The 25,349-nt window shown below is 49.1% G+C and carries 21 protein-coding genes and 2 tRNA genes; 2 read left to right on the top strand and 21 right to left on the bottom strand.

Annotation, left to right across the window (positions count from 1 at the left end):
* Window positions 1-9: 9 nt before the first annotated feature.
* The 9 genes from rimP to rlmE form a co-directional block, all read right to left on the bottom strand.
* Window positions 10-468, bottom strand: a complete 459-nt coding sequence (rimP, locus tag CWE22_RS04380) for a ribosome maturation factor RimP (RefSeq protein ID WP_169930146.1) — start codon at window positions 466-468, stop codon at window positions 10-12.
* A gap of 167 nt (window positions 469-635) precedes the next feature.
* A tRNA-Met gene (locus CWE22_RS04385) sits at window positions 636-712 on the bottom strand.
* 65 nt (window positions 713-777) lie between these two features.
* Window positions 778-862: transfer RNA gene (locus tag CWE22_RS04390), tRNA-Leu, on the bottom strand.
* Between the two features lie 20 nt (window positions 863-882).
* Window positions 883-1,215 carry a preprotein translocase subunit SecG gene (secG, locus tag CWE22_RS04395; RefSeq protein WP_169930147.1) on the bottom strand — a complete coding sequence of 111 codons (333 nt, stop codon included), beginning with the start codon at window positions 1,213-1,215 and terminating at the stop codon, window positions 883-885.
* 3 nt (window positions 1,216-1,218) lie between these two features.
* Entirely contained in the window at window positions 1,219-1,989 is a 771-nt protein-coding gene (gene tpiA / locus CWE22_RS04400; protein WP_169930148.1) for a triose-phosphate isomerase, read from the bottom strand.
* A 110-nt stretch (window positions 1,990-2,099) separates the two neighbouring features.
* Entirely contained in the window at window positions 2,100-3,437 is a 1,338-nt protein-coding gene (glmM, locus tag CWE22_RS04405) for a phosphoglucosamine mutase (RefSeq protein WP_169930149.1), read from the bottom strand.
* Entirely contained in the window at window positions 3,438-4,244 is an 807-nt protein-coding gene (gene folP, locus CWE22_RS04410) for a dihydropteroate synthase (RefSeq protein WP_169930150.1), read from the bottom strand. It lies immediately after the preceding gene.
* A 60-nt stretch (window positions 4,245-4,304) separates the two neighbouring features.
* Window positions 4,305-6,230: an ATP-dependent zinc metalloprotease FtsH gene (ftsH, locus tag CWE22_RS04415; RefSeq protein ID WP_169930151.1), complete on the bottom strand. Its 1,926-nt coding sequence runs from the start codon at window positions 6,228-6,230 to the stop codon at window positions 4,305-4,307.
* A gap of 37 nt (window positions 6,231-6,267) precedes the next feature.
* Window positions 6,268-6,894: a 23S rRNA (uridine(2552)-2'-O)-methyltransferase RlmE gene (gene rlmE, locus CWE22_RS04420; RefSeq protein WP_169930152.1), complete on the bottom strand. Its 627-nt coding sequence runs from the start codon at window positions 6,892-6,894 to the stop codon at window positions 6,268-6,270.
* Window positions 6,895-6,973: 79 nt separating this feature from the next.
* On the opposite strand from rlmE, the gene yhbY reads away from it, so the two are divergent.
* Window positions 6,974-7,282, top strand: a complete 309-nt coding sequence (gene yhbY / locus CWE22_RS04425) for a ribosome assembly RNA-binding protein YhbY (protein WP_169930153.1) — start codon at window positions 6,974-6,976, stop codon at window positions 7,280-7,282.
* Between the two features lie 17 nt (window positions 7,283-7,299).
* Here yhbY and CWE22_RS04430 read toward each other — a convergent pair whose 3' ends face one another.
* Window positions 7,300-7,854, bottom strand: a complete 555-nt coding sequence (locus CWE22_RS04430; RefSeq protein ID WP_169930154.1) for a hypothetical protein — start codon at window positions 7,852-7,854, stop codon at window positions 7,300-7,302.
* A gap of 94 nt (window positions 7,855-7,948) precedes the next feature.
* On the opposite strand from CWE22_RS04430, the gene CWE22_RS04435 reads away from it, so the two are divergent.
* Window positions 7,949-8,227, top strand: coding sequence for a helix-turn-helix domain-containing protein (locus CWE22_RS04435; RefSeq protein ID WP_169930155.1), 279 nt, complete (start codon window positions 7,949-7,951; stop codon window positions 8,225-8,227).
* 73 nt (window positions 8,228-8,300) lie between these two features.
* On the opposite strand, the gene greA is transcribed toward CWE22_RS04435, so the two are convergent.
* The 11 genes from greA to CWE22_RS04490 form a co-directional block, all read right to left on the bottom strand.
* Window positions 8,301-8,777: a transcription elongation factor GreA gene (gene greA / locus CWE22_RS04440; protein ID WP_169930156.1), complete on the bottom strand. Its 477-nt coding sequence runs from the start codon at window positions 8,775-8,777 to the stop codon at window positions 8,301-8,303.
* A complete protein-coding gene (carB, locus tag CWE22_RS04445; RefSeq protein WP_169930157.1) occupies window positions 8,774-11,998 on the bottom strand; it encodes a carbamoyl-phosphate synthase large subunit in 3,225 nt (1,074 codons plus the stop codon). Before carB ends, greA begins: the two co-directional genes overlap by 4 nt.
* A gap of 2 nt (window positions 11,999-12,000) precedes the next feature.
* On the bottom strand, window positions 12,001-13,140 hold the full coding sequence (carA, locus tag CWE22_RS04450) for a glutamine-hydrolyzing carbamoyl-phosphate synthase small subunit (RefSeq protein ID WP_169930158.1): 1,140 nt from the start codon (window positions 13,138-13,140) through the stop codon (window positions 12,001-12,003).
* A 160-nt stretch (window positions 13,141-13,300) separates the two neighbouring features.
* Window positions 13,301-14,113: a 4-hydroxy-tetrahydrodipicolinate reductase gene (gene dapB / locus CWE22_RS04455; protein WP_169930159.1), complete on the bottom strand. Its 813-nt coding sequence runs from the start codon at window positions 14,111-14,113 to the stop codon at window positions 13,301-13,303.
* 78 nt (window positions 14,114-14,191) lie between these two features.
* Window positions 14,192-15,400, bottom strand: coding sequence for a dicarboxylate/amino acid:cation symporter (locus tag CWE22_RS04460; RefSeq protein ID WP_169930160.1), 1,209 nt, complete (start codon window positions 15,398-15,400; stop codon window positions 14,192-14,194).
* A 95-nt stretch (window positions 15,401-15,495) separates the two neighbouring features.
* A complete protein-coding gene (locus CWE22_RS04465) occupies window positions 15,496-16,305 on the bottom strand; it encodes a M48 family metallopeptidase (RefSeq protein WP_169930161.1) in 810 nt (269 codons plus the stop codon).
* Between the two features lie 64 nt (window positions 16,306-16,369).
* Entirely contained in the window at window positions 16,370-17,515 is a 1,146-nt protein-coding gene (dnaJ, locus tag CWE22_RS04470) for a molecular chaperone DnaJ (protein ID WP_169930162.1), read from the bottom strand.
* 111 nt (window positions 17,516-17,626) lie between these two features.
* Complete coding sequence (gene dnaK, locus CWE22_RS04475; protein WP_169930163.1) at window positions 17,627-19,546, bottom strand: molecular chaperone DnaK; 1,920 nt, start codon at window positions 19,544-19,546, stop codon at window positions 17,627-17,629.
* 157 nt (window positions 19,547-19,703) lie between these two features.
* Complete coding sequence (locus CWE22_RS04480; RefSeq protein ID WP_169930164.1) at window positions 19,704-21,335, bottom strand: tryptophan halogenase family protein; 1,632 nt, start codon at window positions 21,333-21,335, stop codon at window positions 19,704-19,706.
* A gap of 102 nt (window positions 21,336-21,437) precedes the next feature.
* Complete coding sequence (locus CWE22_RS04485; RefSeq protein WP_169930165.1) at window positions 21,438-22,226, bottom strand: sulfotransferase domain-containing protein; 789 nt, start codon at window positions 22,224-22,226, stop codon at window positions 21,438-21,440.
* Window positions 22,227-22,325: 99 nt separating this feature from the next.
* Window positions 22,326-25,289 carry a TonB-dependent receptor domain-containing protein gene (locus CWE22_RS04490; RefSeq protein ID WP_169930166.1) on the bottom strand — a complete coding sequence of 988 codons (2,964 nt, stop codon included), beginning with the start codon at window positions 25,287-25,289 and terminating at the stop codon, window positions 22,326-22,328.
* Window positions 25,290-25,349 lie beyond the last annotated feature (60 nt).

Consider the following 25,349-nt stretch of genomic DNA (forward strand, 5'->3'; position numbering starts at 1 on the left):
ACAAAATCCTTAGTTGAACTGAGGAACTAAATGAGCCTTTTTGATAGTCGAATGAGCAACGGTAAACGCCTCTCCGTCGACAACGAAAGTGATTTGATTACCGTCTACTGCGGCAATTTCACCTTTAAATTTACGTTTACCTTGCTGTGCCATGGTTAATTCAACGGCAGCAATTTCGCCCACGTAATCAGCGAACTGCTGTGCTGCAAAAAACGGTCGCTCCATGCCTGGAGAGGACACCTCAAGGAAATATTCGGTATTAATTGGGTCTTCAACGTCAAGAATAGCGCTGACTTGATAACTCACCTGTGCGCAATCATCGACGCCCACGCCATCGGCATGGTCAATATAAACTCGCAATGTTGAATGCTTACCAGCGCGAACAAACTCCACGCCCCACAGTTCAAAGTCCAATGCCGCCACTGCAGGCTCAAGCATTTCCATTAAACGCTCTTCAATTCGTGCCAAAGACCAACTCCTAAAACAAAAAAAGGGCGTAATCGCCCAGTGTAATTGACTGCCAAATCGTTGAATTGCATCACTAAAGTACACCATTCAACGCTGCAGCAGAGGTCACATAGTAAAAAGCCCCGAACTGCTGCGGGGCTTTAAAACACACTGGACCCTGTGTTAATTGGTTGCGGGGGCAGGATTTGAACCTACGACCTTCGGGTTATGAGCCCGACGAGCTACCAGACTGCTCCACCCCGCGTCCGAAAACGTGCCAAGTATTATACGAATTTTCACTTGGAAAGCAACCGCGTACGGTTGCAAATTTGGTGCCGAAGATGGGACTCGAACCCATACACCCGAAGGCACTACCCCCTCAAGATAGCGTGTCTACCAATTCCACCACTTCGGCTTTAACTTGTACTGCTTAACTTAGTTTCCCGCTGGAACGTCACTGGACTCATCCGTACCCGTTGGAACTTCTTCCAGCTGGACCGGGGTCTCTAGGTTTTCAAATTCACTTTCCGTGTCACCTGAACCTGACGCTAAGTTACCTAAGATTAAGCTTAAAACAAAAAATATTACGGCTAGTACAGCGGTGGTACGGGTTAAAAAGTTACCCGACCCGCCTGAACCAAATACGGTATTCGATGCACCAGCGCCAAACGAGGCACCCATATCAGCACCTTTGCCTTGTTGAATCATAATAAATCCAATCAATACTAAGGCGATAATCAAATACGCAATCAATAGAAATTCTTGCATGTTTTACTCACTCCGGGTCGCGGCACTGCAAATATCCACAAATGCTTGAGGATCTAAACTTGCACCACCAATCAAACCACCATCGATATCCGCTTCAGCAAACAGTGCTGACGCATTTTCAGCGTTGACGCTGCCACCGTATAACAGTGGGATTTTTGTGCCCGTTGCCTGCAATTTTGCAGTCAACCAGCTTCGAATAAATTGATGCACTTCTTGTGCTTGCTCTGGGCTGGCTGTTACACCCGTGCCAATTGCCCAAACCGGCTCATACGCAATGATTAACCGACTCGCCCACTGCTCAACAGTGGCCAATGGTAACTCACTTAGCGCTTCTGTTAACTGCGCCTCGATAACAACAAAGGTTGTCTCAGCCGACCGCTCCGCCGCACTTTCACCAACACAAAGCACTGCGGTCATTGCTGGCGCTGACTGCTTTAGCACCGTAGCCAGCTTTGCCGCCACTCGAGGTGAATCACCATAGTAGCTGCGACGTTCTGAATGGCCGATGAGAACCAAGCTCACACCCGTTTCATTCAACAGCTGCAGGCTGTGTTCACCCGTGTGAGCACCACTGCCATGTTCATTCACATCTTGCGCACCAAGGACGATATCATCGTAACCGGCGACTTGCTGCCACTGCGGTAATAGTACGGCTGGTGGGCACACGGCAATGCGAACAGACTGCAGGTCATCCTGACGAGAGCGCAGCGCTTCTGCTAACTGCTCGCATAATGCTCGATTACCATTCATTTTCCAATTGGCGATAACCCACATAAGCGTCTCTTTTGATTCCCTACAACAGAGCGGCGAGATATTACATAACCTCATCGCAAGTTACAAGCGGCGAATGCGCTTTACGCATTCATTCGCTCAACATTTCGCCACTAGCTAGCGGCTTCAACTTCACTGGCAATTTCGTCGGCATAGGCCTTAACAGTTTTCGCGTCCTGGCCTTCCACCATCACCCGGATTAACGGTTCGGTACCGGATTTCCGCAGCAACACGCGGCCATTGTCTCCCAACGCCCGCTCCACTTCAGCAACAACCGCTTGAACATTCTCTGCCTGCAACGGATCCGAGTTCCCCTGAAAACGAACATTGACCAGTGCTTGCGGATATTTGTGGAACGGTGCCAGCATCTCATCTAAGGTTTTGCCTTCACGGAGCATAGCTGTCAACACTTGTAAGCCAGCGATAATGCCGTCACCGGTACTATGATATTGCCGATTAATGATATGACCCGAGTTTTCACCACCAATACGCCAGTCACGTTTGACTAACTCTTCCATCACATACCGATCACCCACTTTCGCACGAACGAATGGAATGCGGCGATCCGTAAAAAACTTTTCCAGCGCAAAATTACTCATCAAGGTGCCAACAATGCCGCCTTGCAACAATCCGTCTTGCTGCGCTGCACGCGCGAGGATAAAGACAATATCGTCGCCATCGACAATCCGCCCACTGGGCGTGACTAACATGATGCGGTCTCCATCGCCGTCGAGCGCAAAGCCTAAATCAGCTTTCTCTTTCAACACTTTTTCGCGCAACGCATCGAGGTGCGTAGCACCGCACTTTTCGTTGATGTTGACACCGTTAGGCTCCGTGCCAATTTCCCAAATATCAGCGCCAAGCTCACGCAGCACATCAGGCGCAATGTGATAAGTCGCACCGTGCGCACAATCCACTACAATGCGCATACCACGCAGCGATAAGTCACTCGGGAATACGCTCTTACAGAACTCGATGTACCGACCGGGGGCGTCGCCAATTCGACTTGCGCGCCCCATGTCCTCGGAAGGGACACATTTAATGGGCTCATCGAGTAAGCGTTCGATTTCAGCCTCAACATGGTCTGGTAACTTACTGCCAATATCTGAGAAGAATTTAATACCGTTGTCGTAATAAGGATTGTGCGAAGCACTAATCACGATGCCGGCAGCAGCTCTAAAATTACGCGTTAAATAGGCGACTGCCGGCGTCGGCATAGGGCCAAGAAATTCGACGCTCACGCCTGCCGAGAGCAAGCCAGCCTCTAAAGCGGACTCCAACATATAGCCAGAAATTCGCGTATCTTTACCCATTAATACACGGTAATTTCCGCTCGCGGATAAAACGGTTCCCGCTGCCCAACCGAGCTTGACCGCAAAATCAGGTGTGATCGGAAACTCACCAACACGACCGCGCACTCCGTCGGTACCAAAATATTTACGCTGACTCAATTAATTATCTCCTGCCAAGGTTGCGACCACTATTTTCATGGCATCAACCGTTTCCCTGACATCATGCACGCGAATAATACGTGCGCCTTTCATTGCGGCAATCGTTGCCGCTGCAATACTTGCAGACAAGCGTTCAGCCACATCACGACCCGTTACCTGCCCCAACATAGACTTGCGCGACATACCAATCAGCAGCGGTAACCCAAGTTCGTGAAATGCCTGTAGTCGTTGTAATAACTGGTAATTATGCCTGATAGATTTACCAAACCCAAAGCCTGGATCAAGAAAGATGCGACTCGAGTCAATGCCCGCTTCGGAACAGGCGCGCACGCGGTCACTTAAAAAGGTTTTCACGTCACTCGCCACATCGTCATAAGACGGCTCGTGTTGCATGGTTCTGGGCTCACCCTGCATGTGCATCAAGCAAACGTCTACCTGGCTTGCTGCAATCGCATCCAGAGCTCCTTCAGCACGTAATGCTCGCACATCATTAATCATTGCCACACCTGCGCGAATGGCTTCCTGCATCACACCAGCTTTGGACGTATCAACGGAAACGTTTACTGCAAAGCGTGAACGAACCGCTTCTACCAAAGGAATTACGCGGTCTAGTTCCTCTTGCAATCCCACACTAGCGGCACCAGGTCGCGTCGACTCACCGCCAATATCAATATAATCCGCACCATCCGCGACGAGTTGTTCCACCTGCCGTAAGGCGCGATCCAGCGTCGAAAATTTACCGCCATCAGAAAAGGAATCGGGTGTGGTATTCACAATTCCCATCACCTGAATCAATGGTGACCCCATACAATCATTTCCTATTAGAATCATTGCAAAAAAAAGCCCCTGAACGGGGCTTTAGAGGATTTAACTCGCCGGAGCGTCGCCCGGTTTACCGTTCGTTAGTGGCTCATCAGAACTTGCTGTAGCGCCACTACCGCCCGATGTATTTTCAGGCTTTCGCCAATCACGTGGCTCACGAACTTCACGTCGATTCATCAGGTCATCAATTTGATCGGCATCAATAGTTTCGTACTTCATCAACGCGTCTTTCATCGAATGCAGAATATCTACATTCTCTTCCAAAATGCGCTGTGCACGTTGATAGTTACGGTCAATGAAATCTTTGATCTCTTGGTCAATCGCCCGCGCTGTTTCATCCGACATGTGTTTATGTTGCGTCACTTGACGACCCAAAAACACCTCGCCCTCGTCCTCAGCGTAAAGCAAGGGACCCATTTTTTCCGAAAGACCCCATTGGGTTACCATCTTACGAGCAATCATCGTTGCTCGCTCGATGTCGTTTGAAGCACCCGTGGTGACTTTTTCATCACCGTAGATAATCTGCTCTGCCAAACGACCACCGAACAGACTTGAGATCATACTTTCTAAATGCTGTTTCGAGTGACTCACCCGGTCTTGCTCTGGCAGGTACATCGTCACACCCAGAGCTCGGCCACGGGGAATAATCGAGACTTTATAGACAGGGTCATGCTCTGGCACTAAACGTCCCACAATCGCATGGCCGGCCTCATGATATGCAGTCATCGCTTTTTCATCATCCGTCATGACCATCGAGCGGCGTTCTGCGCCCATCATGATTTTGTCTTTCGCCTTGTCAAACTCTTCCTGTGAAACTACACGTTTGTTACCACGCGCCGCGAACAATGCCGCCTCGTTCACTAAGTTCGCCAAATCAGCACCAGAAAAACCAGGCGTCCCGCGCGCAATCACGGATGCATCCACATCGTCGCCCAACGGCACTTTGCGCATATGTACCTTCAAAATTTGTTCACGTCCGCGCACGTCTGGCAGACCCACCATCACTTGACGGTCGAAACGGCCGGGACGCAACAACGCCGGGTCTAATACATCTGGACGGTTTGTTGCGGCAATCACGATAATACCTTCATTGCCTTCAAAGCCATCCATTTCAACCAGCATTTGGTTCAATGTTTGTTCGCGTTCGTCGTGTCCACCACCCAGACCTGCACCACGCTGACGACCGACTGCGTCGATCTCATCAATAAAGATAATACACGGCGCCGATTTTTTCGCTTGCTCGAACATGTCACGCACCCGCGACGCACCAACACCCACAAACATCTCAACGAAATCAGAACCCGAAATCGAAAAGAATGGGACGCGGGCTTCACCAGCAATAGCTTTCGCCAATAAGGTTTTACCAGTTCCGGGAGGACCAACCATCAACACGCCTTTCGGAATTTTACCGCCGAGACGTTGGAAACGACTTGGGTCTTTCAAATAGTCGACCAGCTCTGTCACTTCTTCTTTCGCTTCATCGCAGCCAGCGACATCGGCAAAGGTCGTTTTGATTTGGTCTTCACCCATCAAGCGCGCTTTGCTCTTACCAAATGACATCGCTCCACGGCCACCGCCACCACCTTGCATCTGACGCATGAAGAAAATCCACACGCCAATCAATAGCAGCATCGGGAACCACGAGATCAGTATCGAGGTCAGCATACTCTGTTGCTCGACAGGCTTACCGACTACCTCAACGTTGTTCTCTAACAAATCGTTGAGTAGTTGGTTGTCATTCCATGGAATCACCGTCTTGAAGGTTTCGCCAGAACGAGTCTGCGCAACAATTTCACGCTCCTCAATGGAGATATCCGCTTTACGAATATTGCCATTATTCACTTGGGCGATGAATTTGTCATAAGACACTGTATTGTTGGCCGCTGTGCCTGGGCTGAAGCTGTTAAAAACACTCATCAGCACTACAGCTATCACTAGCCACAGAATTAGATTTTTTGCCATATCGCTCAAAGCTGGTTACCTCATTCGTTATTCAGCCCACAGAGTACTACAGTTTATAGCCAGTCGCCACTAAGTAGACCTCGCGCGACCGTGCTCGGGAAGAGTCGGGCTTGCGACTTTTCACCGTGGTAAAAGCAGCTCGCACTGCCTTTAGATAATCTTCAAAACCTTGTCCATGAAATACTTTGACGACAAAACTGCCATTCGGTTTCAAAACCTGATGACACATATCGAGCGCCAACTCCACCAGATACATAGCGCGCGGCTGATCGACAATGTCAGAACCGCTCATGTTCGGAGCCATGTCTGACAATACTACATCTACGTTTTTACCACCGATTCGGGTCAATAACGCATCTAAAACGCCTTCATCGCGAAAGTCGCCCTCGAGGAAATCGACACCAGCAATGGGATCCATCGGTAAAATATCACAAGCAATCACACGACCTTGGCCTTGCGTCGCTTCCACTACGTATTGCGACCAACCACCCGGTGCCGCACCTAAATCTACAACATTCATACCCGGGCGCAGAATCCGATCTTTATTCTGGATCTCTTCTAATTTAAACACAGCCCGCGAGCGCAAACCTTGCTTTTGCGCTTTCTGTACATAGTGGTCTTTAAAATGTTCTTGCAGCCATCGAGAGCTGCTTGCAGAGCGTTTTTTTGCCATTCTTTCTTACTCAACTAGCGTCTACCCACTACATGGCGGTAGAATAGCGGAAATTCAAGTCCGTAGAGAGCATTATGACATGGCAAACGCCACAACTTTAAGTAATAAACAAAAACAACACCTAAAAAGCTTAGCGCATTCGCTCAAGCCAGTGGTGTTGTTAGGGGCAAATGGTCTCACCGAAGGCGTTATGGCCGAGATAGAGTTGGCTTTAGATCACCACGAATTGATCAAGGTTCGGGTACCCGGCGAAGACCGCGAGGAGCGAGAAGCTATCTACGCAACCATCGTTGCGCACACCGGTGCACACCGCGTGCAAGTGGTCGGCAAAATACTGACACTCTACAAGCCAAGTCCCGAGGCAAAGATTACTTTACCCCGCAAATAAACAGCAGGTTTCTTGACTTACGGTTCCTGCTGCGGGCCGCTCATAGCGACGGCCAGCGCCTTGCCAACTTGCTCTAGCGCAGTTTTGATATCCAACACATTACTGCGTTCGAGCATAAAGGTATCGAGCATGACACGCTTGGTCGCTTCAGTTACAGGTACACCGTTTTGTTTCAAAATCGGTTCTGCTAGCGCTAACCCGGCGAGAGTCTTATCTACAAAAACGCGATTGTCATAACCTGGTCGCACTTCACCTAGCTCTCCCGGCTGCGGATAATGCAAACGTTGATTCGGCGCAAAAAACCAATCTAACGAAATACCATTCCGCAACAATCCTTCAACGAGCGTCGAATAGTTTACGTTGCCCCGCCGCTTCCAATTTGCATAGGTTGTGGCGGAGACGCCAAGCCAGCGCATGACGTGACTTATTTTGTGTTCGCCTGACAGCAGCCGGAGACGATACATACATTCTTCGAGATCGGGTAATTCCACCTTGCTTTTCATCCCTGTGTGTGATTTATTTCGAATCACGTCAAAAGACTCGATTTTTGTATTTATATTGTCATTTGACATGTTTTCACCTTCTTTTGACGCCATTTGTGAGTTTATAGTGAATTCACAACATAACTCACAAATCAATTCACAACTAGCTCAAGCACTATACATAATGGACAACACAGAAATCAAAAAGGAATTAGCAAAACGTGGGTTTGACTACTCGATGCTAGCAACAGCATTGCAGAAAAGTCCGTCGTTGGTGTCTAAAGTGGCTGCCCGCAAAGCGCGCTCACAGGTTGTTGCGCAAGCCATTGCTAAAGCTCTTGGCAAATCGATTGAAGACGTTTTCCCTGATGTTGACGCTTATCATCTTCCAGCGCTTAATGCTGAGTTGAAGGAACAAAAGCAGGCTGAATTGAATGCTCTACTCAATAGCTTGGACACATGAAAAAGCCCGCATCATCGGCGGGCTTCTCATCTTTCTTGCTGTTCTCTGTTAACTATTTACAGTTCACTAGCTTTTACAGATATTCAATCTTCACGACTTCGTACTCCACATCACCACTGGGTGTGCTGACTACGACAGCGTCATCGACTTGCTTACCAATCAACGCACGCGCAAAAGGCGAGTTCACAGAAATCAGATTCTGCTTAATATCTGACTCATCGTCACCCACAATCTTGTAAGTCACTTCTTTATCGGTGCTGGTGTTATACACCGTCACCGTAGACCCAAAGATAACTTTCCCTTGATTAGGAATAGTTGTGATATCGATGATCTGCGCATTCGAGAGCTTGGCTTCAATTTCTTGAATGCGTCCCTCACAGAACCCCTGCTGTTCACGAGCAGCGTGATATTCAGCGTTTTCTTTCAGATCGCCGTGCTCACGCGCATCGGCAATTGCCTGAATGATACGCGGACGATCCTCAGATTTAAGACGCTTCAATTCTTCTCGCAGCATTTCAGCGCCGCGAGAGGTCATGGGTATTTGATTCATGCTGATGCAACCCTTTTATGCAAATCTTGTAATGAGTTCACTCGCGCACGATCATCAGCTGTATTCGCCTTCACCGTCGCAAATGCTGCATTTAACGTGGTGGTGTAAATCACTTTATTCAAGAGTGCTTCACGACGAATATAGACAGAGTCTTCGATGGCTTGGCGACCCTCGACGGTATTGATGATGTAACTGTACTCACCATTTTTAATGGCATCAACAATATTCGGTCGACCCTCTTGCAGCTTGTTCACGACTGAACAGTCGAATCCGGCTTCGCCGAGCAGCTTCGCAGTACCGCGAGTCGCCTCTAACGTAAAGCCTAAGCCAATCAAACCGCGCGCTAAATCAAACAATCGAGCTTTGTCACCGTCACGCACCGACAACAGTGCTTTACCGGCTTTGGCTAGCGCTTCACCTGCCCCTAAGTTAGCTTTGGCATAGGCTTCTTCGAAGCTTTCTCCAACACCCATCACTTCGCCCGTTGAGCGCATTTCAGGACCGCGGATTGGATCCACACCTTGGAACTTCGCAAATGGAATAACCACTTCCTTCACCGAGAAGTAAGGTGGAATCACTTCTTTGGTGTAGCCCTGCTCCGCTAATGATTGTCCGACCATGACACGCGCCGCAATCTTAGCCAATGGCACGCCTGTTGCTTTGGATACAAATGGCACCGTCCGGGCAGCACGAGGGTTGACTTCAATCAAATAGATATCATCTTCTTTGATTGCGAACTGCGCATTCATCAAACCGTTTACGTTGAGCTCAAACGCCAGCTTGCGCATCTGGTCACGTAATTCGTCCTGAATTTTCTCGCCCAGTGAATAAGGCGGTAATGAGCACGCGGAGTCACCGGAGTGCACACCTGCCTGCTCAATGTGTTGCATGATGCCGCCAATAAGCACATCACGACCGTCACATATCGCATCGACATCCACCTCGATGGCATTGTCGAGGAAACGATCGAGTAATACTGGCGCAGAGTTCGATACTTTCACCGCGTCGGTCAAGTAGCGCAACAAATCGCTCTCATCATAAACAATTTCCATGGCTCGTCCGCCCAATACATAGGAAGGACGCACCACCAGCGGATATCCAATTCGCTCCGCTTCACGCAACGCATCATCAATTTTTGTAACCGTTGCATTCTCAGGCTGCTTCAAGCCTAAGCGGCGCACGGCACTTTGGAAACGCTCACGGTCTTCGGCACGGTCAATCGCATCCGGTGACGTGCCGATGATAGGGACTCCGTTCGCTTCGAGTTCGCGCGCCAGTTTCAATGGTGTCTGACCACCATATTGAACAATGACACCCTCTGGCTTCTCGACCCGAACGATTTCGAGGACATCTTCCAATGTAATCGGTTCGAAATATAAACGATCGGACGTGTCATAATCCGTTGATACGGTTTCTGGATTACAATTCACCATGATGGTTTCGTAACCATCTTCGCGTAACGCCAACGCTGCGTGCACACAACAATAATCGAACTCGATTCCTTGCCCAATGCGGTTCGGTCCGCCACCAATGACCATAATTTTCTTCCGGTCGGTGGGTGCAGCCTCACACTCTTCATCATAGGTGGAGTACATATAAGCAGTGTCTGATTTGAACTCAGCAGCGCAAGTATCAACGCGCTTATAAACCGGCACCACATTGAAATCATGCCGGCGACGACGCACTTCACCTTCAGCAACATCTAATAGGTCTGCAATGCGTTTGTCAGCAAAACCTTTGCGCTTTAAGATGCGTAAGACTGACTCAGTCAAACCGCTCATGCCCAATTTCTGAATTTCAGCCTCGAGCAATACGATTTCTTCGATTTGAATCAGGTACCACTCATCGATGCGTGTCAGTTCAAAGACCTCGCGCACACTCATGCCCAACCGGAAAGCGTCGGCGATGTAGAACAGCCGCTCAGCGCCAGGTTCTTTCAATTCACGAATAACTTTGCCACGTGCACCACGGTCATTGATATCGACGATAGGATCAAAACCGCTTACACCAATTTCCAGGCCTCGCAATGCTTTTTGCAGGGATTCTTGCTGATTGCGGCCAATCGCCATGACTTCACCCACCGACTTCATCTGCGTCGTGAGGCGGTCATTACAGCCGGCAAACTTCTCAAAGTTAAACCGCGGTATCTTAGTCACGACATAGTCTAGAGCAGGTTCAAAAGAAGCTGGAGTGACACCACCGGTAATCTCGTTCTCAAGTTCATCCAACGTGTAGCCGACAGCCAATTTCGCAGCAACTCGCGCAATGGGGAAACCGGTCGCTTTCGAGGCAAGCGCAGATGACCGCGATACCCGCGGATTCATCTCGATGATGACCATACGTCCGGTATCTGGGTCGATACCGAATTGCACGTTAGAGCCACCCGTTTCAACACCAATCTCACGTAACACAGCCATAGCTGCATCTCGCATCAATTGGTATTCTTTATCGGTTAGCGTTTGCGCAGGTGCGACGGTTATTGAGTCACCGGTGTGGATTCCCATTGGATCCAAGTTTTCGATGGCACAGACAATAATGCAGTTGTCATTTTTGTCGCGAACCACTTCCATTTCATACTCTTTCCAACCAATCAGCGACTCATCGATGAGTAGTTCTTTGGTGGGTGACAAATCTAATCCGCGGCGACAAATCTCTTCGAATTCTTCACGGTTATAAGCGATACCACCGCCACTACCACCCATCGTAAATGATGGTCGAATAATGCAGGGGAAACCCAGTCGCTCGAGAATTTCGAAGGCTTCTGTCAGGTTATGGGCAACTTCTGCATTCGGGGTTTCAAGCCCAATAGCTTTCATTGCTTTGTCAAAACGATCACGGTCTTCTGCTTTATCAATCGCGTCAGCGTCAGCGCCGATCATTTCAACGTTAAACTTATCCAAGACGCCGTGTTTATCAAGCTCTAACGCGCAGTTCAGGGCGGTTTGCCCTCCCATAGTGGGTAACACTGCATCTGGACGCTCAATTTCGATGATTTTGGCAACAACTTCCCAATGAATAGGTTCGATGTAGGTCACATCGGCCATTTCAGGATCGGTCATAATGGTCGCTGGATTCGAGTTGACCAAGATAACGCGATAACCTTCTTCACGAAGCGCTTTACACGCCTGCGCACCTGAATAGTCAAATTCACATGCTTGCCCAATCACAATTGGGCCGGCGCCAAGAATCAGAATACTTTTTAAGTCGGTACGTTTTGGCATAATTAGTGGCTCATCAATTCGATAAAGTGGTCAAACAGCGGAGCTGCATCGTTCGGGCCAGGACTCGCTTCAGGGTGACCCTGAAAACTGAATGCTGGAACATCCGTGCGGTGAATACCCTGCAAGGTATTATCGAACAGAGATTTATGGGTCACTTTCAGCGTCTCAGGAAGATTCGCTTCGTCCACCGCAAAACCATGATTCTGGCTAGTAATCATGACGCGTCCCGTCGCCAAGTCTTGCACAGGGTGGTTAGCACCGTGATGACCAAACTTCATCTTCACCGTAGTTGCACCGCTGGCCAGCGCCAATAATTGATGGCCGAGACAAATACCGAACACCGGGATGTTAGCCGCGATAATCTCTTTTATTGCGGTAATCGCGTAGTCACAGGGTTCAGGGTCACCAGGACCATTCGACAAGAAGACACCATCTGGTTCCATCGCTAAGACTTCTGCCGCCGGTGTTTGTGCAGGAACGAGCGTCACTTTGCAACCGCGATCCGCTAACATTCGCAGAATATTGCGCTTGCAGCCATAATCGTAGGCAACGACATGAAATTTGGGTTCTTCCAGTGTGCTGAAACCATGGCCAAGCCGCCAGCTTTGTCCCATCCACTCCACTGGCGTTTTAATAGTAACTTCTTTCGCCAAATCCATTCCCTTCAATCCAGGGAATGCACGAGCTTGCTCTAAGGCTGCATCGACATCAATGTCGCCGGCCATGATGCAACCGTTTTGGGCACCCTTTTCGCGCAAAATTCGAGTCAGTTTACGGGTATCAATATCAGCGATACCAACCACATTGCGCTGGCGTAAGTAATCACCCAGAGATTGTTCACGACGGAAGTTACTCGCTTTTAGCGATAAATCACGGATGATGAGGCCTTTTGCCCAAACCCGATTGGATTCTTCGTCTTCGTGATTGGTGCCGTAATTGCCGATGTGGGGATAAGTGAGAGTGACGATCTGTTCAGCATAGGAGGGGTCGGTGAGAATTTCTTGGTAGCCAGTCATTGCCGTATTAAAAACAACTTCACCAACTGCGCTACCTCCGGCACCAATTGCAGTGCCGTGGAAAACAGTACCATCGGCAAGGACCAAAATGGCCTTACTTGCTGAATGGCTCGCTAGAATACTCAAGGCTAACCTCCGTACATAAAAAAACGGGTGAATCAGTACTGACTTCCCCGTTGATTACCTTGCTCCAGCTTAAACTTGTGACCTGCCGGAGTGCGCGTTTTCAGCTTACCAGCATGAGCTAGCAAATTGGCGATATGTTACAGAAATTCTGCGCTCTCGTCTAGCCGATTTTGTCTGTGGCTTTGCCCTCGGATTCCAGTGCAAAATGCAGATTCAACACATCGTTCATCTCATAGAAACCGGCTTGCTTATTCTCAAGCCAACGCACCGCATGCACAGCGCCAGCCGCAAACACTTGTCGATTACTCACCCGATGTGTCAACTCCACACGCTCGCCAGCTTGAACAAGGTAGACCGTGTGTTCACCGATGATATCTCCGGCTCGAATAGCTGCATAACCGATAGAGCCCGGCTCACGAATGCCCTCTGCGCGCAGTCCGGCACTCACTGCTGCGTGATCTTGTTGGCGCCCTTGCGCAGCTGCTTGTCCCAACAATATAGCAGTCCCTGAAGGTGCATCGCGCTTTGCGCTGTGATGCGCTTCAACAATTTCGATATCTGCGGCAGGCAGAGCTCGACTTGCTATCGCAACCAGCTCTTTTAATAGCGTCACGCCCAGACTCGTATTCGCAGCGTAGAGCACTGGAATATGTTGCGCAGCTTGTTGCAACTGTTGCTGCTGAGCTTCATTGAGGCCTGTCGTACAAACAACCAGAGGTACCTGAAGGCGTTCTGCCGTTGCAATATTTTCGGATAGTGCTGCTGGCAACGAAAAATCGATCAATCCATCGACCTGCTCCGGTTCAATGTCTTGCGCGGTCTGATATTGCAGTTCGTCAGTGGCGAAATCGCCCAGACGGCTCGAGTGCGCGTGAACCAGGGCTGCAGCGGCGCTGACACCGGCAGTGTCATCTAATTCACGTAAAACGGCCTGTCCCATCCGCCCAGAGGCGCCAAATACTCCAATTCTCACCTATCCATCTCCCTCTAAAACTGAAGGTGAACAGTGAAAGGTGAATAGACGACCAAATCTCGCCTTTCTTTTCACCGTTTACTGTTCACTTTTTACTAGTTTTTCGCGGCCTAGTAGTGTCGCTATTGCCATATCACCTGAGACGTTCGTTGCCGTTCGGATCATGTCAATCACCCGATCAATCGCTGCGATGAAAGCAATACCTTCTAATGGTAAACCAATTGTATTTAAGGTGACCGTCAACATCACCATCGCGGTCCCAGGTACTCCGGCTGTCCCGACTGATGCCAGTGTTGCTGTCAGCGTAATCAACACATAATCCATCCACTCTAGCGGTATTCCATAGAGCTGTGCAATAAAGATTGATGCAATGGCCGGATAGATTCCACCACAACCATCCATGTTTATGGTCGCGCCCAGCGGTAACACAAATCCAGCATAGCTTTTGCTAACGCCCAAGCGTTCAGTGATAGCGGTGTGAGCAGCCGGAATCGTGCCAAAACTACTACACGTGGTGAAAGCAACAATTTGCGCCGAGAACACAGCTTTAAAGAAGTACCACGGCGACACCCCAGCGAGCTTAACAATGGTGCCGTATACCAGCACGATATGGAGTATGCACGCAAGGTAGATGGCCCCGATAAAAGCAGCGAGCGGCCATAAACTACTCAGGCCATAACTACCTACGGTCCAAGCCATCAAACCCAACACACCAATCGGCGTTAATTCAAGTACCCATTTGGTGATCTTAAACATGACTTGGGCGCCGCTTTGAAATACGGCCCCGAGCGGCGCAGCGACTTCTCCAAGTGCATTGATGGCCATACCGACGAGTGCCGCAAACACGACGATTTGCAGGATATTCCCATCCGCGAGTGAAGCAAATGGATTCACCGGAATGAAATTGAGAAATACGGTGGCTGGACCGGGCACGTCTTTTGGCACGTAATCAGGTTGTGCGACTAATTCACCTTGCGGTGCAATATCCAGCAGGCTGCCGACCGACAAACCAATGAGACTGGCAATAACCGCCGTTAGGAGAAACATACCAATGGTTTTGGCGCCGAGTTTCCCCAGTCCTTCGCCACCTTGTAATTGCAGTATCGCACTGACAATCGCCGTTAAAATGAGCGGCGCAACAACCATTTTAATCGCATTAATGAACAGTGTACCAAGTGGCTGCAAGAGTATTGCGACATTCGGCTCTAGCACGCCAATGCCGACACCCAATACAAATGCACCCAGCACTCGCTGCCAGAATGGAATTGCGAACCAAGCTTTGATCATAAATATGAGTCCAACTGCTGTAGTAAAAAGCAAAACGCCCACTCTAACAATCGTGGGCGCAGCAGAAAAAGATCAGTTTGCTCTTAGATATTCCGTTATGTTGGCTTCACGCAGTCGGGTCGACCGCGTTCTGAAATGGCTCGTTGGTAGGTTGCTTGCACTTGTGAACGGTAGGATTCGAGCGCATCAATGCGAGTTTGCGGTGACGGATGCGTGGATAAAAACTCTGGCGGGTTAGCACCTGCTTGTGCCGCCATATTACGCCATAATTGCGCCGCGCCTGCAGGGTCATAGCCAGCAGCTGCCATATAGTCCATTCCCAACTGGTCCGATTCGGATTCATGGGTTCTAGAGTAAGGCAAAATATAGAGCAATTGCGTACCGACACCTAAACTCGCCATGACAATGGCTGCGGTATCACCCTCTAGCTCTTGACCGACCCAAGCAGCACCGAGACTCAAACCCAATCCAGCAGCAACTTCAGAAGTCATCCGCTCATTACCATGCTCAGCGATGACATGGCCAATCTCATGCCCAATCACAGCGGCGAGTTGCGCAGGTGTTTCCGCTACATCAATCAGACCTGTGTAGACACCGATATTTTCGCCGGGTAATGCAAAAGCATTCACCGCTTCATTGTCGAATACAGTAACTTCCCACTTCAAGTCGCGCCACGGTTGCGGTAACACCGCCACCAAGTCATCGGTAATACATTGCACATAGCCGATTAGCGCTTGGTCATCACTGACCTTCTCTTGATCTTTAATTTTTGCGTAGCTTTGGTTACCTAAGGTAGCCATTTCATCAGAAGAAAACAGCTTAAACTGGCTGCGCCCGGTTGGAGATTGGGTACAACCAAACACTAACAACGCTGACGCTGCTGCAAGTCCAATCGATTTCCACATACTGTTCTCCTAATGCTACGCAAAAGTAAACTGTTCACTATTCCCTGTTAACTGTTCACCAGATTTAGTTCGTTAAATCATCGAAAAACTTACGGACTCCGTCGAAGAAACCTTGTTCTTTCGGCCGATACTTCGCTGCTTCTTTGCCAGTGCCCATCGAATCATTCAACTGCTGGAGCAAATCTTTTTGCTTATCCGACAGGTTCACAGGAGTCTCGATGACCACCTTACACATTAAATCACCAACCGCACCAGTGCGAACGGAGCGCACGCCCTTACCACGCAGACGGAATAGTTTCCCAGTTTGCGTCTCGGTCGGAATCTTCAACTTCAGTTTACCGTCAAGTGTCGGTACCTCAATTTCACCGCCCAGTGCCGCGGTTGTAAAGCTAAGAGGAACTTCACAGTATAGGTTATTCCCGTCGCGCTGGAAGATTTTGTGCTCGCGCACATGCACCTGGACGTACAAATCACCCGCTGGTGCGCCCATTTCGCCGGCCTCACCCTCACCATTTAACCGAATACGGTCACCGGTATCGACACCAGCAGGGATTTTCACACTCAGCGTTTTCGTTTTTTCTACTCGGCCATCGCCATGACAGGTGCGACATGGATCTTTGATGATCTTGCCGCGACCACGACAATGTGGACAGGTTTGCTGCACCGCAAAGAATCCTTGGCGCATTTGAATTTGCCCTGCGCCATGACAGTGACCACAGGTCTCTGCTGACGAGCCTTTGCGTGCACCAGAGCCGCCACAATCGTCACAGGATGTTAATTTCGGGATCTTTAACTCAACTTCTTTACCGCGTACGGCTTCTTCGAGCGACAGCTCTAAGTTATAGCGTAAATCGGAACCACGTTGCGCCTGCGCGCGGCCACGCCGGCCGCCACCGCCGCCAAATATATCCCCAAAGACATCGCCAAAGATATCTGAGAAGTCGGCACCACCTGCGGCACCACCACCAAAACCACCTTGTCCTTGTTCGAACGCAGCATGACCGTACTGGTCATAAGCAGCACGCTTTTGCGGATCCATCAGCACTTCGTAGGCTTGTTTTACCTCTTTAAATTTAAGCTCGAGGTCTTTGTCACCTTTGGTGCGGTCGGGATGGTACTTCATCGCCATGCGCTTGTAGGCTTTCTTTATCTCGCGCTCATCAGCGTCTTTGCCGACTCCGAGTACTTCGTAGAAATCTGTTTTCGCCATAATCTTGCGTCATCCACTCAATTACTTTGTGTTCATCGCATACAAACACACGGAGGCCACCTGTGCGGCAACCCCCGTGCGCTTTAGACCCAACTCCGCGCGGGAGTAGGATTACTTTTTATCGTCTTTAACTTCTTCAAACTCAGCGTCAACCGCATCGTCGTTGCTTTGTTTGCCTTGGCCACCTTCAGCATCACCAGCATCCCCCTGTTGGGCCTGTTGCTGAGCTGCTTCCATGAGCTTGCCTGATGCTTCGATCAGCGCTTGTTGCTTCGCTTCAATCGCTTCTTTGTCGTTGCTCTTCACCGCAGCTTCGAGCTCATTGATGGCTGCCTCAATACTTTCTTTATCCGCAGCATCTAAGTTGTCACCCACTTCAGCAAGTTGCTTCTTAGTGGCGTGAGCCAGGCTATCTGCTTGGTTACGAACTTGGACCATTTCTTCAAACTTACGATCTTCTTCCGCATTTGCTTCCGCGTCACGAACCATTTTCTCGACTTCATCGTCGCTGAGGCCAGAAGACGCTTTAATCGTGATCTTCTGCTCTTTGCCTGTATCTTTGTCTTTCGCCGATACATGCAAGATACCGTCCGCATCGATATCAAACGTCACTTCAATTTGCGGCACTCCACGTGGCGCTGGGCGAATGCCTTCTAGGTTGAACTGACCCAGTGATTTGTTATCGCTGGAACGCTTCCGTTCACCTTGCAGCACATGAATCGTCACTGCCGATTGATTGTCGTCTGCCGTCGAGAAAGACTGTGACTGCTTGGTCGGAATGGTCGTATTCTTATCAATCAACTTCGTCATGACACCACCCATGGTCTCAATACCCAGAGACAATGGTGTAACATCCAACAACAACACGTCTTTCACATCACCTTGCAAGACACCAGCCTGAACTGCTGCGCCGACAGCGACTGCTTCGTCAGGGTTCACATCACGACGTGGCTCTTTGCCGAAGAAATCGGTGACGGCCTGCTGTACTTTCGGCATCCGTGTTTGACCACCGACCATGATGATATCTTGGATATCGCTTACGGACAGGTCAGCATCTTTCAATGCCTGTTTCACAGGTTCCAGTGACTTCACAATCAGATCTTCAACCAAGCTTTCGAGCTTCGCACGAGTCACTTTAATCGCTAAGTGCTTCGGACCTGTGTTGTCGGCAGTAATATAAGGCAGATTCACTTCGGTCTGTTGCGCTGATGACAATTCGATCTTGGCTTTTTCAGCAGCTTCTTTCAGACGCTGCATAGCCAGCGGATCTTTACGTAAATCGATACCTTGGTCTTTATTGAACTGTTCAACGAGATAGTTGATCAAACGGTTATCGAAGTCCTCACCACCGAGGTGCGTATCACCATTCGTCGCCAGTACTTCAAAGGTGTGCTCGCCTTCAACTTCATCAATTTCGATAATTGAAATATCGAACGTACCACCACCTAAGTCATACACGGCAATCACATTGTCGCCAGACTTCTTGTCCATACCATAGGCAAGTGCAGCAGCAGTAGGCTCGTTAATGATACGCTTCACTTCAAGTCCAGCAATGCGACCGGCATCTTTGGTTGCTTGGCGTTGAGCGTCATTGAAATAGGCAGGTACTGTAATCACCGCTTCTGTGACTTTCTCGCCGAGAAAATCTTCCGCAGTCTTTTTCATCTTCTTCAGAACTTCAGCTGAAATTTGCGGTGGCGCTTTACGATCACCGTTGACCTCTACCCACGCATCACCATTGTCTGCACCGACAATTTTGTATGGCATGATATTCAGGTCACGCTGGACTTCTTCATCTTGGAAGCGACGACCAATCAGTCGCTTGATGGCAAACAGCGTGTTGTTTGGGTTTGTGACCGCTTGGCGTTTAGCTGGACTACCCACCAAAATTTCGCCGTCATCGGTGTACGCGACAACCGAAGGAGTGGTGCGATCACCCTCAGCGTTTTCAATGACTCGAGCCTTGCCGCCGTCGAGCACAGCAACACATGAATTGGTGGTGCCTAGGTCGATACCGATAATTTTACCCATAATTCGTCTCCAACTACCTTTAAACTAAAATGTGGCTTGTTAACTCTGATATAGGGTGTTGTTTTTGTATTTCAACACCCAGTACAGGGTTATTTTTCACGATGCCTACTTAATGGGGTTGGCATCGTGAAAAACAAGTTAGAGACGAAAATATTTTTTACCAGCCGTGCGGCCGATACGCCGTTTGATAGGGCTGCATACCCATGACACGGTGCAACCAAATATGATGCGGAGGTAATTTCTGACGAGCCTGCTGTAACCGTTGAATAATAGCAGGATGGACTTTGGTCGGCGGCCGCTGGGTGCCGAACCATCGATCACATTCATCTTTCAAAAACTCCATGCCGTACAAGATGCATTCGTAGCTCTCGTGATTCCATAAACCACCCGTGTCCACTGCCGGGCGCATATCACCACCCGTTAACTCAGCTGCTTGTGGTTGCTGCGACATGCCCATAAACCATTGGTCTTGAAAGTCATGTTGCGTCGGCGGTTTGACCTTCCAAAATTCAAACTTAGCTTGCAATCGGTCGTTGATATGTTCCGGTTGCTGCACGGTTCGCCAGAATTCGGTATCCGTTCGCTTGGTAAGGCAGTAGTGCATGTTGATGAAATCAAGAATTTCGTAAAAGCGGTTCGACATCACGCGGTTGTAGCGACTCGCTAGCACCTCCATGCCGCCCTCGTCCCACGGAAAATGTTCAGCCAATAGCACTGCACCTAAATCACTCAAATACAAACCCGTTGACTCGAGCGGCTCAATAAATCCACCCGCGAGACCAATGGCAATCACATTTCCAGACCATATTTGTTTGCGCCGTCCCACTTTAAACGGCACGAACCGAGCATCTAGTTGATCGGTGTTACCACCTTGATAAGCGCGTAATTCGCGTTCAGCATCCTCTTTCGAAATAAAAGCACTCGAATGCACGTAGCCAACAGATCGCCGATTACTCATTGGAATATCCCATACCCAGCCATTGGATAACGCAGTTGCTGAAGTGTAGGGCCGTATCATTCCTGGGAAGTGGGTATCATAGGGAACATGCATAGTCACTGCACGATCACACAACAAATATTGGCTGCAATCTTCAAAACCAACACCCATCTGCTTTTCAATCAGAAGTGCACTGAAACCAGTGGAGTCGACAAAAATATCCGCTTCAATTTCGCGCCCCTTGTCGGTCGTAATCGAACCAATACGATCATCCGCTACCTTCTTTACTTCCACCATATTTTCAAGCGTATGCACGACACCGCGAGCCGTTGAAAAGTCGCGCAAATAGTCCGCAAACTTCTGTGCATTCATGTGATAGGCGTAGTTCAATGGCGCGCCCATATCCCACTCGCCGAGCATTTTCGGCGACAAACCCCACTCACAAATAATGGGTTGTGCTGAGCACGTCTCCATGAATGGAATACTCTGATCGCTAGCCAACCAATCAAGGCCGGCACGTTCGAGCGGATGAATACGCATGCTAGAGAAAGGATGATGATAAAAGGATTTATCGTTATGAACCCAATTGGTATACCGAATCGATTGCTTGAACGTTGCATCACAAGCCTTCATAAAATCAAATTCGTTAATCCCAATGGCTGCGAGTAAATGCTTCATCGACGGAATGGTGGCCTCACCTACTGAAATACGTGGTGTGTCCGGCGACTCCAGCAACTCAATATCGACGCGCGAATTCTCACCTCGTTGATTCAGCGCTGCGTTCAAATACGCAGCAGCCATCCAACCGGCCGAGCCTCCTCCGACGATTAAAATTTTACGACGCTTATTCATAACTTCCCTCTTATTCTTGTTATTTATGAGGTAATTTCGCTTCTCGGATCTTAATGGTCATCCCTTTCCGTTATCTATTCCCTGTTCACTATTCACCGTCAGTTAATAGTATCCAAGCAGGCGGCGCAGACCTGGCGCTGCATATTCAACCAACTGTTTCTGAATGTCCGGTAATTCATTCGGAATCTCGAATGCGGTATTCTGCAGATTGTCTCGGTAGGTTCCGCTTTGCTCTCGATCCGAACCTGTTTCGACGCGTGCACGCCAATCACTCGGCCATTCAGATAAGTTCAAACCACTCAGTAGCTCTTTGAAATAAACTTCTGCTTCGGGTTTATCGAGTGCTTTGAGATGTTTAATGACATCTTCGTAACGCACCAATTGGATGCCTGTTCCCAACCACGCAGTAGCGTTGTGCGTGAAAATTTCGGACAACGTCGGTGCTTTTTGATAAATGCCAAAAATCATCATATTCAACACTTCTTCGACCGTGACACGACCGCTCTTCAGATTCTCCATATTGCCCTGAAAATTATCCGAGAGGAAGAATCGAGCGCGAGCCAAAACCCAATCAAAAGGGTCTCGCACCACAACGATGTGTTTGACGTTGTGTAAAGCCATCGCTGAAGTATCAGAGAACAACAAGTGCCCCCAGCTCAACTTAGGTTGCGCTGGATCAAATGCTTTTAAATGTTGATTTAAGACAGGAATTTGAATGAATTGCTCGTGGTACTGTTGATCGACTGGAACGAACATCCGAAAAATATTGCGCAGCAGATGGGTTCCACACTTAGGCACCGAATTCAAGAATACCGGTTGCTTGAGCCGATGTTGTTGAAAGTTTTCATTCAGCTCGTTCAGGGTATCCGGTTTCGCAAGTACGCGAGGCATAATCAGGACTCTTTTTATTTAACATGAAGACTGTTCAGTATGCCGGAAAATAAAATGCCGACAAGACGTCGGCATTTTAGATTCACGGCGTAACCGAGATTAGAACTGATAAGACAAGTTCAAGAATACGCGACGACCTAACCAGTCATATTGACTGTAGAACGCAGTGTTACCTAACCGAGTCACACCACCGATCGAACTAGCTTTAGGCGGCTCTTTGTCGAAGATATTCGCCACACCTAAAGTGACATCCAGACCTTCGTCACGGAACTCTTTGGTTACTGACAGTGCGTGATAGATAACCGCATCGCTCGCCAGAACTACACGAACTGGATTGCCGAACAATGTCGCGTCATCACGGTAGTCACCCAGACCATAACGCTCGTGGTTCGATACTGAACCAATGTAACGTGCGGTCCAGTTTAGCTCCCAATCATCTTTGATCATTGCAGCACGGAAATTACCTACGTGCTTCGGCGCACCGAACTCACCAACGCGGTCGATCACGTCACTATCGGCAAACAACTGGCTTGAGGATTCAAGCTGTACTGTGTGCTCGTAAGTGAAGTTAAAGTCTGCATAGTCAGTTTGCAGTGGGTAATTCAACTGGAAGTCGACACCACGACTAACCTGAGATGCGATGTTCAAATAACCACCACGTACTTCCTCAATGCGGTTATCAGTCGCGTTACGGAAGAACTGGTCACACAAAGGCTCGTTTTCAAAGTCTTCTGATGCGTAACACTGATAAACAATCGCACCAGCAGACAACAACGTCACTTCGCCATCAATTTCGATCTCAAAGTAATCTACGCTTGCACTGAAGTCAGTCCATTCTGGAATCCAGACTAAACCAGCTGTACGTGCAGTTGACGTTTCAGCTTCAAGCTGACCTGCACCACCACCAGAGAATACAGTGACGGAGATTGCGCCGCCGCTAAAGTCGCCGGGTAGTCCTTCAGCCGCACAGTTATCACGAACGATTTCGGCTAAGTTACCGTCTTCAAACTGCTGTTGATAGTTGATACATGGGTCAACTGAACGTTGCGTCGTGAAGCTTGATTGGTTGTTCAAGTACAGTTCATACAGCGCTGGTGAACGGAACGACGTGCCTTGCGATGCACGAACACGGAAACCATCTGCAATCAACCAGTTGATTGCTGCTTTGTAAGTGGTATCACCGCCGTACGAAGACACATCGGTATAACGACCCGACATAGTCAATTCAAGGCGCTCGGCGAACGGCGCATCGCGTAACAACGGAATGCTCAACTCACCAAATATTGCCCGAGTATTGGCTTTACCTGCCGTAATACCTGCTGACGAAGAACCCCATGTGTTTGCATTAAGGGTATGCTCCCCAGGGGTATCCACAATTTCATCCTGCTGATATGACAGACCGAACGCTGCACCTACGGTACCCGCATCCCATGTCCACAGGTCACCTGTGATGACTGCTTCGAAAGTCCGCTGGTCGTAGATAGTGTTACCGGTCTCAGTTCCGAACAAGAAGTCGCGAACCTCACCAGTGATATTACCGGCTAGGAAATCTGGGTCTAACCAAGGCACATCAATACAATCGACGCCACGGTATGAAGTTGTTTGACCTTCACACGAACCGGTCGAGAAGTTCCAATCATAAATAGCATCGCCATAAATGATCTTGTTCATGTATTCGCCATCGCTGCGGCTGTCTTGAACGTTGATATCCCAGAACCAGTCACCAAGGTAACCTTCTGCACCGACTACAAAACGACGGTAGTCAACGGTAATTTCAGCACCTGAATGGTCAGTAATCGCTGTTGGTGAGAACCATTGTGCACCGGTCCAACCCTCAGACAAGGAGTTACCCGCAAAGAAGTTTTCGTTGTACTGGTAGTTCCAGAACTGACGATAGCCATTGGTCGTTGTTTTACGGCGGTTCAACAAGACTTCACCGTACAACGTCGCAGTATCAGAAACCCAGTATTCACCAGTGGCGAACAAAGTACCGATTTCTTGCTCTGGAGATAGGCTTTCTAAATCTTGGAAAGGATGGTCAGCGTTCGCTACACCAAATGACGGTTGGTCATAGGCAACTGGGAACCAGCCTTCTGGCGTACGCATATCCTCTGGGTCGTTGGCTGTATCATTAAAACTCGGAACATACTGGCCTAAATCACCATCATAATCGTACTGCGCTAATGCGCCGCCGGGTACGTTACTATCTGACGCGTAGTCATAAATCCACACATGACCCCATAACAGATCATTACAGTGGAAATTACCAGTGCGCGGGTCAACGGTATCTGCACGTGCGCCAGTATCTGGGTCAAACACATAGTTTTGCGCACAGTTAAAGAACTCACGGTCGCCCATGGCCAGTTCATTGATTTTGTTAAAGTCAGCAACAACTCGGAATGAACCGTTGTCATAGCTACGACCAAACGTACCGTTGATACGTAAAGTTTCACCACCCGCTTCAGTCGGTTGACTGGTATTGATGTTGAAGTTCGACTCGTCGCCCTGTTTGGTGATGATGTTCACAACACCTGCAACCGCGTCTGAACCGTACAATGATGACGCACCATCTTTCAGGATTTCGACTTGTTGTACTGCTGACAACGGCATGATGTTCAAGTCAAACGCTGATACTTGTCCACGCGTACCTGCAGGACCGATACGGCGACCGTTCAAAAGAACAAGAGTACGGTTTGCGCCTAAGCCACGCAGTGACAGGGTCTCAGTACCGGTACCACCCGCGGTCACAAATGCTGTTGAAGCTGCTGCGGTAACCTGGTTCGAACCCGCTGCAACGGTAGATGCACGCAGCAAATCACCCAAAGTAACCATACCTTGGCTTACCGCTTCTTCGGCAAGAATAATTTCAACTGGGGCAGCCTGGTCAAGACCGTCGGTACGAATCCGAGAACCTGTTACTTGAATTCGCTCCTGCGCTTCTTCTGCATTTGCTTCATCGTTCGTGTTCTCATCTTGTGCTTGTACGCTAAAAGCGGTACCAGCGACAACACAGCCGATCGCGTACGCGAGACGGCTGCGCTTCCACTCTGAAGAGATAGTCATAGTTTATAAGCCCTTGATTTCTTGGTTATTATTTTATCAGGGGAATGTGGAACGCCATCA

This window comes from Pseudidiomarina aestuarii, from assembly GCF_003987355.1.
Lineage (GTDB): Bacteria > Pseudomonadota > Gammaproteobacteria > Enterobacterales > Alteromonadaceae > Pseudidiomarina > Pseudidiomarina aestuarii.

Coding starts and splice junctions, on each gene's coding strand:
- carB (WP_169930157.1), bottom strand. CDS start 11,998: ATGCCAAAACGTACCGACTTAAAAAGTATTCTGATTCTTGGCGCCGGC.
- secG (WP_169930147.1), bottom strand. CDS start 1,215: ATGCAAGAATTTCTATTGATTGCGTATTTGATTATCGCCTTAGTATTG.
- CWE22_RS04430 (WP_169930154.1), bottom strand. CDS start 7,854: ATGTCAAATGACAATATAAATACAAAAATCGAGTCTTTTGACGTGATT.
- rlmE (WP_169930152.1), bottom strand. CDS start 6,894: ATGGCAAAAAAACGCTCTGCAAGCAGCTCTCGATGGCTGCAAGAACAT.
- CWE22_RS04465 (WP_169930161.1), bottom strand. CDS start 16,305: ATGTGGAAATCGATTGGACTTGCAGCAGCGTCAGCGTTGTTAGTGTTT.
- CWE22_RS04460 (WP_169930160.1), bottom strand. CDS start 15,400: ATGATCAAAGCTTGGTTCGCAATTCCATTCTGGCAGCGAGTGCTGGGT.
- tpiA (WP_169930148.1), bottom strand. CDS start 1,989: ATGTGGGTTATCGCCAATTGGAAAATGAATGGTAATCGAGCATTATGC.
- folP (WP_169930150.1), bottom strand. CDS start 4,244: ATGGGGTCACCATTGATTCAGGTGATGGGAATTGTGAATACCACACCC.
- dnaJ (WP_169930162.1), bottom strand. CDS start 17,515: ATGGCGAAAACAGATTTCTACGAAGTACTCGGAGTCGGCAAAGACGCT.
- CWE22_RS04435 (WP_169930155.1), top strand. CDS start 7,949: ATGGACAACACAGAAATCAAAAAGGAATTAGCAAAACGTGGGTTTGAC.
- greA (WP_169930156.1), bottom strand. CDS start 8,777: ATGAATCAAATACCCATGACCTCTCGCGGCGCTGAAATGCTGCGAGAA.
- dnaK (WP_169930163.1), bottom strand. CDS start 19,546: ATGGGTAAAATTATCGGTATCGACCTAGGCACCACCAATTCATGTGTT.
- CWE22_RS04490 (WP_169930166.1), bottom strand. CDS start 25,289: ATGACTATCTCTTCAGAGTGGAAGCGCAGCCGTCTCGCGTACGCGATC.
- yhbY (WP_169930153.1), top strand. CDS start 6,974: ATGGCAAACGCCACAACTTTAAGTAATAAACAAAAACAACACCTAAAA.
- CWE22_RS04480 (WP_169930164.1), bottom strand. CDS start 21,335: ATGAATAAGCGTCGTAAAATTTTAATCGTCGGAGGAGGCTCGGCCGGT.
- CWE22_RS04485 (WP_169930165.1), bottom strand. CDS start 22,226: ATGCCTCGCGTACTTGCGAAACCGGATACCCTGAACGAGCTGAATGAA.